This is a genomic window from Clostridium sartagoforme, assembly GCF_004794105.1.
Classification (GTDB): Bacteria; Bacillota; Clostridia; order Clostridiales; family Clostridiaceae; genus Clostridium; species Clostridium sartagoforme_B.
In genome coordinates this window covers 181,246-198,190 of record NZ_SRYR01000004.1, presented here as the reverse complement: position 1 = coordinate 198,190, position 16,945 = coordinate 181,246, and the positions used below count along the sequence as shown (strand labels likewise).

Sequence of the window (16,945 nt, the reverse complement as noted above, 5' to 3'; positions counted from 1 at the left end):
AATAACCAAACCTTATGAATTAGTATTTAATACTTAACAGCTAACAACTTCTTAAATCCCTTATTATAAATAATAAAATAAAAAAATTTGAAGCTATTATAATGACAATACTAACTTCAAACTTTAATTTTTTCATTCTTTCATTCTTACACTTACTTCTCCCGAAGATAATTCTTTTATACTTCCATCTTCTAATTGAACTCTTAATCTGCATAAATCATCTATTTCTAAAACCTTAGCTTTTACACTACCTTTATTGGACTCTATGTTAACTTCTCTATTTATTAAAATAGATCTTCTTTTATATTCATCTATAAATCTCTTTTGATCTATTGAGTTATAATAACTAAAAAAGTTCTCTATTATTTCTGCTATAAATAAACTTCTAATATCCTTAGGCAAATTATCCTCTTCATTAAATACTGAAGTTGCAATATTTTTAATATCCTCATGGAAGCCTTCATTAGGTGATTTCAAATTAACACCTATTCCTAGCACAACATATTGTATTAATCCACTTTCAAAATCTAAAGCAGCCTCTGTAAGTATTCCAGAAACTTTTTTATCATCTAAGTAAATATCATTTACCCATTTTATTTTAGCTTCTTTATTAGAAATACTCTCTATAGCCTCAGCCACTGCAACTGCTGCTGATGTAGTAATAAGATAAGAATCTTGAGCCATTAGTCTAGGTCTTAATAAAATACTCATATATATTCCAGTATTCTTAGGAGAATGAAATTTTCTACCAAACCTACCTTTTCCCTTAGTTTGCTCTTCAGAAATAACTATGTACCCTTCTTCTTTCCCATCTAAAGCTAATTCTTTAACTTTATCATTAGTTGAGCCTATAGTTTTATAAACCTTTATCTTAAAATCATTACTACTTTTTATATACTTACTAACGCTTTGCGCTGATAAAATATCAGTATCCTCTGATAAACTATAACCCTTATTAGTAACTGCCGAAATATTATAGCCTTCACTTTGAAGGGATTTTATAGATTTCCAAATAGCATTTCTACTAACATCTAGTTCCTTTGCCAATTCAGCTCCAGATATATACCTTCCTCTATTCTTCTCTAAAAATTCTAATGTTTTATCCTTTATACTCATAAATCCACCTTATTATTTCATGATTATTATTCTTCATTATAACACAATAATTGTCATAAAATGCGAAGCATTTTATTAATGAAAGAATGAAAAAATCAAAAAATGAAAGAATGCCTATAAAAAATCCTTAAAACAAAAGATGTTTTGCATTGTAAAACCTCTTCCTTCATTTTTTCATTCCTTCATTCTCTTAATTTTTTCATTTTAAAATGCTTCGCATTTTAAAACTAAATAAAAAGGAGCTGTCCTAAGACAGCCCCAATAAAAGTGGGAAATTATTATTAGCTAATTTATAATTGCATAGATATAATCATCTATATATTCACCAATTCTATCCTTTAGTAAGTCTAAAGCTAGTGGCTTTAGTTTACCTTCTCTGATTTTCTTATATTGATTATGCATATATTGACTTATCACTGAGATAGGTATTTCTTTTTCACCTAAGTTAGAAATTAATTTTTCTAGTGCAAAATTAACATCTTCCTTAGGCATATAGTATCTTGCTCTATCTGATAAGCTATATTTTCTTTCAACCTTTACATCAATGCTACTTCCTGAGTAATGATGGATCCAATCCTTAGGTTCCTTTATCATTGAGAAGTCTAAAATATCTATAAAGTTTGATAGCTCTATATTAGAATCATACTTATATATTTCATTTTCAATATGATTTAATGCAAATGCACCTTCTCTAAATCCAAAGGTAAGTGCTGGTCCAACCTTTAAGATTATAAATCCATCTTCAACCATTTCCTTTAAAGATTCAGGTCTTTGATAATCAGTAGAATGAGCTTCAAAAACTATATTATTATAATCCTTTAAGGATTCTTTTAGTTCTGCTGCCTTTTCTCTATTATATTCCCAAATATAATCACTGCTAAATTCCACACCTGGCTGTACTACTACACCTAGAACATAATCATTAAAGACTTCTTCTAATCCATAATTCTTAAAAGTTTCCTTAAAAGTCTCCACTGTTGTTTTAAAATTCTTAACGCTAGTAAGTACTGGTCCACTTTCCTCTTCTTCTACTTGTGCTCCACCAGGTATTGGAACTTCACTTCCTATAATATAAACTGGATGAATTGCATCCTTATTTTTCTCTTTTAATTTTTCATATGCATTCTCACATGCTAAGCAAAGCTTTCCTGCTCTTTCTGCTATTATTTCATCGCCAAAAGCATTCTTTTCTATATCACCTAATAAAGGCATACTTGTATCTATATGAATTTTAGTAAATCCAGCTAAAACATATTCTTCTATTAGTACTTTTGCATTTTCCATAGCTTTATCAGCATCAATGTTAGTCCAAGTTAATGGTCCTAAGTGGTCTCCACCTAAGATAATTCTTTCCCTTGGAAATCCTACTTTATCAGCTATTTTGTAAATATAATTTACATAGTCAACAGGTTTCATTCCTGTATAACCACCAAATTGATCTACTTGATTTGCAGTAGCCTCCACAAGCAATGGAATATCCTTATCTATAAGTCTTTCCATAGCTGCTTCTATTACATATTGATTAGAGCAACATACAGAAAATATTCCAGCCTTTTCACCCTTTTTATACCTAGCTACTATTTCTTTTATTGAATGCATATAACCTCTCCTCTATATATTATTTAAGCTTTCCCATTACTTCCACATACCATAATCTTATGAGCAACTATTTTCTTCATAGCATCTTTTCCTGGTTGCATATATTTTCTAGGATCATTTGCTGTAGGATTTTCTATAAAGTATTTCTTTACAGCATCTGAAAATGGTATTTTTAAATCTGTTGCAACATTAACCTTGCATATACCAAGGGAAATAGCTTTTTTAACAAGTTCATCAGGAATATCTGAAGCTCCATGTAAAACTAGAGGTACATCTACCATATCTCTTATTTCTTTTAATCTATCAAAATCTAGTTTAGCTTCACCCTTATAAAGTCCATGAGCTGTTCCTATTGCAACTGCTAATGAATCAATACCTGTTTTTTCAACAAAATCTTTTGCTTGCTCTGGATTAGTGTATTTTGCGTCCTTTTCATCAACAACTAAATCATCCTCTTGTCCGCCTAATCTTCCAAGCTCTGCTTCTACTGTAGTATCATACTTATGAGCAAATTCAACTACTTCTTTAACTGTAGCTATATTATCTTCATAAGATTTATGGGAAGCATCAATCATAGCTGATCTAAATCCTAACTTAATAAATTCTTCTATTTCATTAACTTCTTCATAATGATCTAAATGAATTGCAATTGGAATATCATATTTACCTGCTGCTGCATCTGCCATAGATACAATAAACTCTCCACCAGCATAGTTAACTGTTGATGGTGTTCCTGCTAAAATAACAGGTGATTTTAATTCTGCTGCTGTTTCAACAACTACTTGTAATGTTTCTAAATTGTGTATATTAAATGCTGGTACAGCATACCCTTCCCTTTGTGCTTTGTTTAACATTTCTCTTGTTGATACTATCTTCATAATTCACTTCAACTCCTATTTATTATTTTTTAATTGCTGTATTCATCTTCAAAGTCATTTTTATTCTAAAACCTTTTATTACACTTATTTAATAATTAGTAACTAGTTTTTATACTTATGTATAACTACTCCCTTTACTACCCTATTAACAGTTCCATCTGGTCTTGGATTGTCAGGAGAAATTCCTAATTTTAATGAAGAAAAGAATCCAAACATTTGACCAAATAACATGTAGTTAAACACAGTAAATACTTCTGGTACTTCCTCCCCATCTATAGTTATATATTTATCACAATGGTTACATAACTCCTTATTATTTGAATAACTTATTACAGCTAATTTATGATTTCCACTATCTCCATTAATTTCTTTAATAAGATCCATATCATAAAGGTTTGTATATTCATTAGTAGAATTCATACATATAACTAAAGTATCATCATTAATAATTGATTTAGGTCCATGTCTAAACCCAAGTATTGATTCACAAACAGTTACTACCTTACCACTTGTTAATTCTAAGTTTTTAAGAGCCATTTCTTGTGCAAGACCTTTTAATATTCCTGAACCTAAATACACTACTCTTTTAGAATTTAAATCTACTAATTCCTTAACATCTCTCCAGTTGTGATCTAATACGAACTCGCCTTGTTTTACTACTATATCTAGATATTTTTTATTAGTTTCTAAATTCTTAATATCAAATAGTAATAATGATGCTAAAAGCATACAACTAAAGGAACTTGTCATAGCAAAGCTCTTATCATTAGAAGCTTCAGGCATTAATAAACAAAGACTATTATCATTTCCTTTACTCTTTTTAGCTAGTTCACCAGCTCCATTACAAGTAACAATTACTTGAGCTATATCCTTAACATTTTCTTGAAAAATATTATATGCTCCTATACTTTCAGGACTATTTCCCGATCTTGCATAAGATACTAAGATAGTAGGTACATCTTCTTCAATGAATTCTGAAGGATTTGATACTAAATCAGTTGTTGCTATAGCCTCTACTCTTAAATTAAGTTTCTTTGCTAAGTGAAGATAAATTGTATCTCCAATATAATCTGATGTTCCTGCACCCGTTAATATTATTCTAGTATTGCTTTTTATGTTCTTACTTAAGAAACTCTCTATTGAAGCCTTATTATCTTCTATTATTTTGTATGTTTCTAACCAAAGCTTAGGTTGCTGTCTAATTTCAGTAGCGGTAAAAGTCCCACCTAGACTTTTTATATTATCTATATCCATTCCGAATATCATATGTTACCTCCCCAACTTGTAATGTTGTCATTACCAGTTATTCTAAAAATTTTTTCTTTTTTTAATTGTTATTTAACCTAACCCTATACTTAAACTTATCTCCTCTTGCTACACTTACTGTGTATTCAATAACTTCACCCTTCTCATAAGTAAATCTCTCAATTTTTAAACTTGGAGAACCTTCTTTAATATCCAAATAAACACTTTCTATTTTATTAGTTAAAATAGGTCTAAAATATTCCTCTGCAGAAGATATTCTTACATTATATTCTTTTGCTAAAATATCATAAAGAGGCTTATTTTCTAATTTTTCTCTAGTTATTCCCTTAAACCTATCATAAGGGATATACGTAGTTTCATACATCATATGAATTCCGTCTGCCTTTCTTATTCTAGAGATCTTATATAGCAAGTCTTCATTTCCTATCTTAAACATATCACTTATATGGTCTCCAGCTTGAACCACTTCAAATCCAGTTACTTCAGAGCTTGGTTCTTTTCCTAGCTTTTTCATTTCTTCTGTAAAAGAATAAAATGCACTTAAATCTTGATTCATTCTCTTTGGAGATACAAAAGTTCCCTTTCCATGGACCTTATATATATATCCTTCCTTTTCAAGCTCATCCATTGCTTGCCTAACGGTAGTTCTACTTACATCATAAAACTCACATATTTCTCTCTCAGATGGTATTTGAGTATCTTCTTCTAATTTATTTTCTATCTTATCAATTAGAATATTCATTAATTGTAAGTATAATGGCGTTCTCGAATTTTTATCTATAAAACTCATTTCTTTTCACCTCATTATTCTATAACACTATTATACCATAAAATTCTTTTAATAAAAGAACACTAATTTTTACACAAGTGTAAATTTTACACCCTCTAATAACCTTTTAACCCTTAATTAAACATAATATTTTAATCTTATTTATAGTAAATTTAAATAAATTACAGGGCTGTGTATCTGGGCAATCCATCAAAGATGTCATACCCAGTACTACCTCCCCAGGTAGCAATTACTACCTCTTACATAAAGTCATTTCATATAATTTAAAATTCCCCTATAAATTATATTAAAATAAACATATTAAAACTTGTCCCTTTTATTGCTAAAGTTCGTATTCCCTATAATAAACCTTTAGCTGGGACTTTAGCTTCCATAACCTTTAGTATGTCTTATACAATTTTACACACTAAAAATGTATTTTTGTCTATTGGAAGCCTTATGTACTATAGATTTTTCTAAATATAAAAATCTGATTTCAATAGTATCTGGAACTACCATTTCCATTAAGTTTTGCTATACTGGATCATTAGCTAACTGCTATTATCTACTTATATTTATTTGATACCTAAATTATTTATCCATGTAACCTACGTTTATTCGCGAATTATTCGTTGTCAACTTGTTAATAGTATAGTCAGATTGAAATATATTCATAAGTTATAAGTTTTATATAGTGGTAATTACCACTATAGTTTTATTCTAAATCTTCTATTGAAAAGTGTCAATTATTTTTTCTAATTTTATATCAATTTTAATCCTTTATTTTCGACAGTATGATTTGATAATTCTTCACTATTCTATTGAAAATACCATATAAAAAGCAGCCAGATTTATAAAAGAAGCTTATACAAACTTATAACAATGTCACTACCAAATTAGATGCTAAATATACCACCAATTGATCTATAATAGGTAATACAAAAATTATTCCTGTAATATCACTGTTAAATCATTCATTTAATGTACTACATATAATATTAATAGTACATATAAGCATCAGACTGTAGTTTTGGTATTATAAATAATTAATAAAGGAGCTATCCTTAGGACAGCCCCTTAACTCTTAAAATTAATTTATTTTAAAATATCTTTTGCATTATCTGGAACATCATTTCCAGCTAAAGAATAAGCTAATAATACTGAACCATTCCATGGATCTAATGCAGGCTCTTGTAAGCTACACTTTAATCCTGATTCATTAATCATTTCTTGTAGTGGCTCTAATACATGTTTACCTGATTTAAATACTCCACCAGTATATGAAACTACAAACTCATCAGTAAAGTTTAACATCTTAGAAATAGCTTCAATATGGCTGAATAATTCTGCGGCTGCCTCTCTAAAGATGTTCTTACATACAGGACAACCAGCTTCTGCTGCTAAATAGCATACAGTTGAGAACTTAGCTAATTCTGTTCTGTTAAATTGCAATCTATTAAATGCTATATCAACAATTTCATATTGATAAGTAATATTATATTCTTTTTCTAGGATATCAAGTAAAGCTGTCTTTTCTTTTCTTCCATCCTTTTGCTTAGTGTATTCATTGATAGTTTTCAAACCTATCCAATATGCACCACCATCATCACCTATTCCAGGTCCAAATCCACCACATCTAGCAAGTTTACCTTCTGCATTTCTTCCATAAGCTATACTTCCAGTACCTGCTACTATATTAACTCCCGGCTTACAAGCAGTTCCACCTGCCCAGCCATTAACTGAGTCATTATCTATTGAGTAAGGTGTTACCATAACTTCTTTTATGGCAGCATCTATTTTATTCATATCTTCAAGGCTTTCACCATATCCTGGTACCCCTATAAAAGTATAGGCTATATCTTTTACTGATATTTTAGCTTCCTCACAAACCTTTAAAATGTTTTCATTTAATTGCTTTTGAATCCCTTCCACTCCTACTTGATGGATATGAATAGTAGAACCTTCAACATCAGCTACTTTGTTAAGCTTTTCATCAACTAATAAATATCTTGTTTTAGTTCCACCACCGTCAATTCCTAAATAAAACATACTTCTTCTTCCCCCTACACACTCTTGAAATTTTTATTATTGGATATTTTATATTATTATTTTCATTACTGTAGATAATTTATGTATATGCATTGTAATAAAAATTCTACTTTTTATAAAATCGCTATAAAGTAAGTTACATAGCAAAAATATTTAAGTTACATTATTCACTTAATCATTTATATAAAAATTAAACAATATATAAAAATCCACAATATAATTATATAATCATTGATTAACTTTTCCAATATAATATATTGCTAAAATCGAATTTTTCTGAAATTTCTCTATTTTTTTATTTATTTACTACTAAACTTATATTTTATTCTAACTATCTTAGTAGAAATATATTCATAGGTAATTATTTAATATTATATAAATTTGTCACGTTAGAATATTTATGTTAGCTAATGCAATTTCCAGTAAGCATTGAACATTATATAAATTTATCAGATACTTATTAATCCTCTTATACTTATTAAAATCTGTGATTCTTGAAGCTTATATTAATCTATTTCTATTAAATACTATAATCTTATTCTATGATATTAATATTATTATTTATTATTAGAAGCTAATTAAAATAGTATTTATACTTTTTCACAAAAAATAGCCTACTTAGATTTAATGATGAAACCGGCTCTATTCCCTTACTTGATCCGTCCTATTAAATCCTTGCAGACTAAATTATAGTTTTACTTATTTACTTTTTCTTTTTAAATATAGAAACTCCTAATGCTGAAGTTAATACTCCAAATAATGCTATAGCACCTGCTGGTGTTCCTCCAGTACTTGGTAACTTGCCCCCATTATTGCTGTTGTTATTTCCGTTGCCATTACTATTGTTGTTTCCACTACCGTTGCCGTTGCCGTTTCCATTATCACTTCCGTTGTTTCCGTTGTTGCTTCCATTTCCACTTCCGTTATTTCCGTTATTATTTCCATTTCCGCCGCCGTTGTTTCCATTGTTATTACCGTTGCCATTTCCGTTACTTGCTATTAGTCCTTCTAAAGCTGATTTCAATTCATCTGCTGATTCATCTATTTCATTTTGAGTAACCTCTTCTTTGTTTAAGATTGATCTACTATTAGCTAATGCTAAACTTAGCTTATTAGCACTTTCCTTAGTATATTTAGATAAATCTATTGATTCAGCCTTGCTTATTAAATCTTCAAGAAGAGATTTATCTGGGATTAATCTTAAATCAAGGTAAGCTTTTATTAACTTATTATAAGCTTCATTTATTTCTTCTTGACTTGCATCCTTATTGCTTAAGATTCCCTTAGCATATTCTAATTCTGCCTTGAACTTATTAACAGTTCCTGTTGTATACTTAGATAAATCTTTACCTTCTAATTCAGCTACTAATTGTGCAAGTTTAGAATTATCAGCTACTAATTCTAATTCAGCGAATGCCTTATTTAAGCTTTCATAAGTTTTAGCAACTTCTTTTTCCATTGCATTTTCATCTGCAATTACTTTGTCAGCTTTTTCAAGCTCTACTTGCAATGCATTCCAAGTTGAAGTTGTATATTTACTTTCATCTAAAACTTTAATTATTTCAACAAGTTCTTTAAGCTTTGTCTTATCTCCTTTTTTGAACTCTAGCATATGAATTACGTTTATTAATCTCTTTTCAGCTACATCTACTTGAGCTTGTGTAGCATTTTCATTAGCTAAAACTTCTTTAGCTTCTTCTAATGCAGCTTCAAGTTCTTTAATTACTGCTGGAACAACATCTTCAAGTTCTCCATTTGCCTTTAAGTTTTGAACATATTCTATAGCCATTGCTAAAACTGTTTTATTAACTTCTTCAACATCATCTTTCTTAACAAGATTATCAATTGCATCTGTTAAAATACTAATTGCCTCATCAACTTGTTCTTGAGTTGCTAAATTATCATTTAATATTACCTTAGCGCCATCAATTGCTACCTTAACTGCTTCAAAGCTTTCTGCTGTGTAATCAGCTTCAACTAATGCTTCTGCTTCACTAATCTTAGCACTTAAGTTTGATTTATCTACTTCTGATTGTCCATAGAATTTAAGTTCAGCAGCACTTGCATATTTATCACGAGTATCGCCTAAAGTTTTTAATGCAGTAAATCTAACATATTGAGCTTTAGTAGTATTGAAGCGTATTGGATTATATCCTTTATTTTCAAGTCCTGAACCATTACTTGCTTCTTTAAAGGTTCCTCTTCTAGCTTCTGTCCAATTTTCATTATCTAAACTAGTTTCAACAATATATTCAGTTACATGTCCATTTCTACTATTTTGTCTTGGTAAATAATCAACTTGATTAAGGTTATAAGGCTTATCTAGCTTAACTACTATTGAAACTGGTAGCTTATCTTTACTTTGATAACCTGAATGCCATATTGTATTTTCATCACCATCTACAGCATTTTCCATAAAGTCACTATCTGCTTCAGTTGTAGCAAATATAGCTTCTAATTTATTAAAGTCAATTACATTTAAATTAGGTTCTTCACGTTCTTTTAATCCGTTTATAGCTACCCTTATTGATATAATGGCAGAACTTAATTCTGATTCTGTCTTTGCTGATTCTAATACCTTTTCAGCATTTTCTATAGCCTTTAGTAATTCTGAATAAGTTTCCTCTGTATAAATTTCACTATTCTTTGAGTATGATTTACCCTTTTCAATAGCTTCAATTAATATAGATTTATCAAATCCATCAAGTACTGTAACTTCATGTAGATCGCTAAGTTTTCCATCAACTGTTGTAGCTGTTACCTTTGCTGTACCCGGCTTAACCCCTCTTAAATAATAAGTAGATGAATTACCATTATCTACACGTATAACCTTTACTACCTCTTCATTATCTGAAGTAAGTTTATAATTTAAATTTGCAGTTTCAGGTAATACTTTTGCAAATATAGGTGCTATCTTATTAACATAAAGATTAGTTGGTGCATTTTCTAAAAATTCTATTGATGATGGTGCTTGTTGCTTTTCTTCATAGAATTCTATTTCATTTATTGCTAAAGTGTACATATCCTTATTAGATTCTAAAGCTGTAATTACAATCTTATCAAATGATTTACCTTCTAAATTGAATATAGTCTTTGCAGTTGTAATATTAGATACTTCACCTAAATCTGTTGCAACACCATTTAAGTATCCAACTGCTTTTACTTTTTTCATTGCTGCAATATTATTTTTACCATCAGCATTAGTTCTATTGTATATTGTAAAGTTATTAAACTTCTTAGCTTCCTTAAATGTAAATGTCATTTCAAATGGAAGCTTTCCCTTATCTGCTTGATCAGCAGAATATACCCATTTTAAATCCATACGAGAACTATCATCACTACTTGTAGTTCCATCTATTAATCTGCTTAATCCCATTCCTGTTTGTAATTGTGACTCATCACCAGTTACAGTAATACTTTCTTTTCCAATCTTCACTACTGAATCTTTATCTCCTGGTAATGGATCTTCTGGATTAGTAATATTAGCAACTGCATTTTTAGAATTTAAGTTACTATCAACTACTAATGCATCACTTAATGCTAAGTCAAAATTAATATCACTCTTAGCTTTTAAAGTAATTGTTGCAAGAGTATCTGTTCCGTTAAGTCTAACGTTATCACCAATATTAGTGAATACAGTATAAAGATCTTGTGAATTATCACTATGAAGTCTAATCTTTGAGAAGTTCTTCATAGAAGCTGTTGAGACTGCACCTTCTGTTTTTACAAATTCATACTTACTTGAATCTAAAGGAATCTCAGCACTAAAGGCATTAACATCTGATAATCCAGTACCTACAACATCAACAGTAAATGTTTCGCCTGCTGAAATACTTGCTTTATTCGGAACTAGCATAATTTCTCCAGCAACATTTCCACCTTCTGTTGGTACTATACCACCTTCTAATTGGCTTGCTACATAACTTATATCGTAAGCATCAATAACATTATTAAAGTTTAAGTCAGCCATTGATACATAATCCCAATCTGCATCTACAGATGATAATCCAGTGTAATTTTGAAGGAATGTTAAATCTCCTTCTTCAATTGTTCCACCATTGTTCCAGTCACCAACAAGTTGACCCTTACTTCCATCTACCATGTATGGTCTAAACTCTCTCATAGTCAAGAAGTTACCAACTGATTCTTTAGTTACAATCTTAAAGTAACGCGCTTTAATTGGAGCATCAAATCCTATAGTTTTTACTTGTCCATCAGTAGTCCAAGCTGCATTTCCAGAATCGCTTGCATTACTAAATACCTTTTGATAATTAACACCATCTAAGCTGCTATATATTTCAGCACGCTTTACAGAACCATTTCCTGCATTTCTAAACAGTAGCTCTAATTTTTCAATTTGATAAGCTTTTTTCATGTCAATTATAAATGGTACATCAATTGCATTTCCCTTTGAGTGGAATTGAGAGTTATCATCTCCATCTACAGCATTTGCTGGTACATCACTACTATATTGACCTTCTGTCCACTTAACAGTCATGTCTTTAGGAACATTTCTATATGGATCTAAGTCTGTTCTAGCAGTTAATTCTTTACTCCACTCTGAATAACCATCCTTATTTACACTACGAATACGATAGCTATACTCAGTATCAAAATCTAGGCCTTTATGACTATATTCTGTTGATGTAATATTTCTTTGTATTATTCCATCTATTTCAATTTCATAAGATTCTGCATCTTTTACTTTGTCCCAAGTTAAATCTATTGAACTTGAAGTTATTAAATCCTCTGGAGCCTCAAAGTTCTTAGGAGCTTTTAAATCTTTGTTTACTTCATTTTTAGAAATATCTTGAGTATTTATAAAATCATTAATAGTTAACTCAACTTCATTAACTGTCACATCTGTTTTGTCTACCTTTACATAAATCTTAGGAGTTGTAGTTATATCCACATCTGCAAATTCTGAACCTTCTGTAGAATATTTATTAAGATTTGGACTTTCATCATAGAAATATAAGTTTGTTCCTTTTTCAAATTCTTCTAAAGAAGCTGCTTCTTTTAAGTCAACATTTTCATTTCCAACTTTTAATGATAAATCTGTTGGTTTTTCACTTACATTTACTGTGAATTCAGTTGATCTTTCTGTAACAATCCCTTCATAACTTCCTGTTAATAATCCAGCTTTAATAACAGCTTTTCCCTTTCCAGTCTTAGGAGCTGATGAAGTTATCATTGTTGTTGCTGACTTTCCTTCATAATAGTCTGTTGTTAATCCATCATCTTCATACATTTCAAAACTAGTATCTCCACTTGGATATACTTCAAACTTTCTTTGTGAATCATCTATATCTTCTGGAGTATTGTTCTCATTAGCCATAGGAATTATAGCCCCATTCTTAACGAATAAAGGAAGCTTCCACATAGGTGCATCAAAGTTATTTAATACTCCACCACCTCTGTATTGTTGTCCTGTAAAGTAATCAATCCATATTTGATCTTCATCTGGAAGATATATATCATTACGTATATCATTTCCTGCTGAATCTGAAGCAGTATCTTGATATATAGGTGCTACTAATAAGTTCGGTCCCCACATATATTGATATTCAGTGTTTGTTCCATAAGTATATGCTTCAGGGTACTCTAACATCATTGCACGCACCATAGGTACTCCGTCATTAGTAGCTTCATTGGCAATACTATAGTTATATGGCATCATTTCTGCCTTTAACTTTAAATACATACGGTTAATTGAGTTATATGGTTCACCAAATATATATGGCTTTTTAGGGTTACTTCCCCAACCATCCATATCTATTTCAACTGGAGTAAATGCTTTCCATTGAATATCCCTAGTTTGAATTAATTTATTTCCACCAAATATTCCATCTACATCTGAACCTACATTAGGCTGTCCTGATAATCCAGATCCTATATATGTTGGTATATGGAAACGAATATACTCCCAATTACCACCATATTGATCTCCTGACCAAATACTAGCATAACGTTGAGTTCCAGCCCATCCATCTAAAGATACAATGAAAGGTCTAGCTCTATCTACTGAATTATTTACAATGCCCTCTGCAGCTTGTCTTACAGCATTAAGTGCAAAAGAGTATCCTGCTCCTACCCATGCAACATCTGTCTTAACTGCATTTGTTCCAGCTTCACCAACTTCTTTATCTATATCACGTTGCAAGTAAACTTCTCCAACCCCTGTTGGCTTTAAGTCACTTTGTGTCCAAAGTCCAGTTTGAATACCTTTACTTTTTGTATAGTCAACAAACTCTTTTAATAGTGCTATATTACCATCAATTGTATCTGCACGACCATATCCTGCACCATATCCATCATTAGGTAAAAACCATCCAAGTGGCATATCATTATCAATATGCTCATCAACAACTTTTTTAGCATCTACCATTAATGTTTCTTGACGATCAAATCCTGGCTTTGGAGTTTGAGATTCTTGACCTGTTTCATCATTAATCCAGTCACGAGCATAGGCATTTGCATGTCCTAGATAAAATGCATATTCTGGTAATAATATTGGCTTACCAGTAAGCTCAGTAAACTTATTAATAATATCTGTTGGCTTTTCATCTATAAAATAATATGCATCGAAACGTTTTTCATCATGCTTCGCAGTCATCTTTCCTTCTTCAGTCGCTTCAAAATCATATTGTCCTGGTTTAAAGGTATGACGCATTACCCCATAACCCTTAGTAGAAAAATAAAATGGTGTAGGACTTGAAACTCCTCCATCAACCCAATTATTTTCATTTTTAATATTTATAACTTTTCCCTTATGAGAGAATCGTCCGTTTTGTTGTCCACCACCATAGAAATATTCATCTTCAGAAGCTTCTAAAGTTTGGATAGTCTCAGTATCCTTATACTTTAATGGTTCTGCTTCTTTCCATACTAAGCTATTTGTTTTCTTATTGAATAATTCCATTTTTCCAGTTGCTTTATCAACTCTTAACTCAATAACTTCTGTGGAAACCTTTATAGTATTACCCATTTCTAATACTGGCGTAACATTGCTATATTCACTTTCTTGTTTATCAATAATTTTAGCTATATGATCCTTTGAGTTTGGAGTTGGATCTTCTTGAAACTCCCCTTTAGGATCCATATATATTCTAAGTACATCATTTTCCAAAATTGATACTCTTATCTTCTCACCAGTAGTCATTTCAAAAGTGACTTTATTCTCTGATTGTATAACATCCTTAACTCCACCAATGACTTTGTAGTCGTTTGCTTTTTGTTCTGAAATTATGTTTTCTGTAGCTAAATTAGTTCCTACAGAAATTTCATAAGCCGATACTGATTGAATCATTAGACCTGATGCAAAAACAGTAGTTAAAGCAAGTGCAGTTAATTTTGCAGCTATCATTTTTCTCTTCATAATTCCTCCCATTGATTTTCTAAAATTTATTAAGCTGTGTGCTTAACATATTATTCTCATTCTCTTAACTATGCTATAACTTAAGATAAGTTATATACTATTAGCATGATTCTATACCTATGGGCTTTTCACACGAATTTTATGATGCTTTTAATTTGGAATTTTATAATATGAATTTTACTATTACTAACTGCTATATTACCTATCATTTTAAAATTGGTAATGACAAGTCTTAGATATAATTTAAAATCTTTATACTGTTGATTTAACTTTCTAATTTTGATATAACTTAAAATTATATTACTTACATAGCATTATCTTGATTATTCAACGATTCTTATCAGTTGTTTATAATAAAATTTATATATAATCCCCCCTATAAATAATAACTATAACGATATCTACCACTTAATGGTAATTACCACTTAACTTCATTATAATTTTTATTTCCATATTTTGTCAACAACTTTTTATTATCATTTATTTTGTCTATATACTAATTTTCGCTAATTCTTTCATAATAAAAATAGGCTACTGTATCTAATACTATACAGTAGCCTACTAATTATTATATTATTACTTCTTATTCATTTATCATTTATTGTAATTGTACTAATACATGCTTACCAGTTTAAATACTATATCAACTATTTTCTGCTGATAAATAATCTAAACTTCTATCTTATTTTCCCTAGCATAGTAGAAAAGATATTGCTGAGCCATTCCAGAATATGCTCCAAATTTATCCCTAGCAAAGACTCTCATCTTATTTAATGATACATCAGGTGCTACATAGAAATATATCATTGCCCTTTTTATCCATACATCTACTGGGAATGCTGAGTGCTTTGCCATTGAAAATAACATTATACAATCAGCAACCTTAGCTCCTACTCCCATAAATTTTTGAAGAGCTACGTGACATTCATCATCATTTAAAGACTTAATATACTCTAAATCGAAATCTAAAATTTCAGGTCTTTCACTATATTTATCTGGATTATTCTCCATATCTTCCTTAACTTCTATAGCTTCATTAACCTTCTTTATAGTATCTACTATGTATTTACTTCTAAAAGATGCTCCTGTTCCTTGGATATCTTCTAAAGTAGCTTCTTTAATAGCTTTTGCTGTTGGAAATGTGTAATATTCCACGCCTTTATATTCTATTCTTTCTCCCCATGCTTCACATATCTTTTTAACAGTCTTCTTAATTGATGGAATACTATTTCTAGCTGATATTATAAAGCTAATTAGCATTTCAAAAGGATCTTGATTTAAAATCCTAATTCCATATCCAAAATCTACACTTTTTTGTAAGATTTCATCCTTAGCTAATTCAGTCTTAATTTCATCATAATCTCTCTCTAAATCAAAATAATTTATCCATATATTATTAAAATCTTCTTCATTTGAGTTATATATAGTAGCCTTATCCCCCTCTTGAAGTACTTCTATTACTCTTCCATAAGCTACAATTATATAATTTGTATCACTAATCTTATCCCATCTAAAGCATTGTCCGCACTCTAATATTTGCTTAATATCAAAGTTCTTTAGACCTTCTAAAATTACTTTATTATCTTCAAAACTAACTTTATCAAAATTCATTATTTCACCTCTTGTTATTTTATTTATCCCCTTAAAATAAACAAACTATTCCTTAATTATACCACAAGGACTCAGACAATTAACAATTAATAGTTAACAATTAGCAGTTTTTGATGTGATTTGTTCCAAATCACTTAGATTTAACAGCTTAGCTTATCTATATGTTTTTCCTAAGTTATTATTATTCTTTTTCTTATTTCATAGTTATCCCATTAAAATCAACCTATTCTCCTATTTATTGAAAATTTATATTGTCCAAGTTTCATTATCCTCCCCTCA

Annotated in this window: 8 protein-coding genes; all 8 read right to left on the bottom strand. The window is 30.0% G+C overall.

All coding sequences use genetic code 11. The features are described 5' to 3' along the window. Window positions 1-132: 132 nt before the first annotated feature. The 8 genes from E5347_RS10495 to E5347_RS10460 all read right to left on the bottom strand — a co-directional run bounded on the left by E5347_RS10495 (window position 133) and on the right by E5347_RS10460 (window position 16,666). Entirely contained in the window at window positions 133-1,116 is a 984-nt protein-coding gene (locus E5347_RS10495; protein WP_136007140.1) for a biotin--[acetyl-CoA-carboxylase] ligase, read from the bottom strand. A gap of 285 nt (window positions 1,117-1,401) precedes the next feature. Beyond that, window positions 1,402-2,715 (bottom strand): class II D-tagatose-bisphosphate aldolase, non-catalytic subunit, encoded by a 1,314-nt coding sequence (locus tag E5347_RS10490; RefSeq protein WP_136007138.1) that lies wholly within the window; start codon window positions 2,713-2,715, stop codon window positions 1,402-1,404. Between the two features lie 23 nt (window positions 2,716-2,738). Further along, window positions 2,739-3,596, bottom strand: coding sequence for a tagatose bisphosphate family class II aldolase (locus E5347_RS10485; RefSeq protein ID WP_136007136.1), 858 nt, complete (start codon window positions 3,594-3,596; stop codon window positions 2,739-2,741). 99 nt (window positions 3,597-3,695) lie between these two features. Next, a complete protein-coding gene (locus tag E5347_RS10480; RefSeq protein WP_136007134.1) occupies window positions 3,696-4,859 on the bottom strand; it encodes an SIS domain-containing protein in 1,164 nt (387 codons plus the stop codon). A gap of 61 nt (window positions 4,860-4,920) precedes the next feature. Continuing rightward, window positions 4,921-5,649 (bottom strand): GntR family transcriptional regulator, encoded by a 729-nt coding sequence (locus E5347_RS10475; protein WP_136007132.1) that lies wholly within the window; start codon window positions 5,647-5,649, stop codon window positions 4,921-4,923. 1,074 nt (window positions 5,650-6,723) lie between these two features. Then, window positions 6,724-7,677 (bottom strand): N-acetylglucosamine kinase, encoded by a 954-nt coding sequence (locus E5347_RS10470; protein WP_136007130.1) that lies wholly within the window; start codon window positions 7,675-7,677, stop codon window positions 6,724-6,726. Window positions 7,678-8,380: 703 nt separating this feature from the next. Further along, on the bottom strand, window positions 8,381-15,055 hold the full coding sequence (locus E5347_RS10465; RefSeq protein ID WP_136007129.1) for a discoidin domain-containing protein: 6,675 nt from the start codon (window positions 15,053-15,055) through the stop codon (window positions 8,381-8,383). 669 nt (window positions 15,056-15,724) lie between these two features. Next, entirely contained in the window at window positions 15,725-16,666 is a 942-nt protein-coding gene (locus E5347_RS10460) for a DNA-3-methyladenine glycosylase family protein (RefSeq protein WP_136007127.1), read from the bottom strand. Window positions 16,667-16,945 lie beyond the last annotated feature (279 nt).

What these genes read in the sequence shown, in the direction of transcription:
- E5347_RS10495 (WP_136007140.1), bottom strand. Translation starts at nt 1,116, where the DNA reads ATGAGTATAAAGGATAAAACATTAGAATTTTTAGAGAAGAATAGAGGA.
- E5347_RS10490 (WP_136007138.1), bottom strand. Translation starts at nt 2,715, where the DNA reads ATGCATTCAATAAAAGAAATAGTAGCTAGGTATAAAAAGGGTGAAAAG.
- E5347_RS10480 (WP_136007134.1), bottom strand. Translation starts at nt 4,859, where the DNA reads ATGATATTCGGAATGGATATAGATAATATAAAAAGTCTAGGTGGGACT.
- E5347_RS10475 (WP_136007132.1), bottom strand. Translation starts at nt 5,649, where the DNA reads ATGAGTTTTATAGATAAAAATTCGAGAACGCCATTATACTTACAATTA.
- E5347_RS10470 (WP_136007130.1), bottom strand. Translation starts at nt 7,677, where the DNA reads ATGTTTTATTTAGGAATTGACGGTGGTGGAACTAAAACAAGATATTTA.
- E5347_RS10465 (WP_136007129.1), bottom strand. Translation starts at nt 15,055, where the DNA reads ATGAAGAGAAAAATGATAGCTGCAAAATTAACTGCACTTGCTTTAACT.
- E5347_RS10460 (WP_136007127.1), bottom strand. Translation starts at nt 16,666, where the DNA reads ATGAATTTTGATAAAGTTAGTTTTGAAGATAATAAAGTAATTTTAGAA.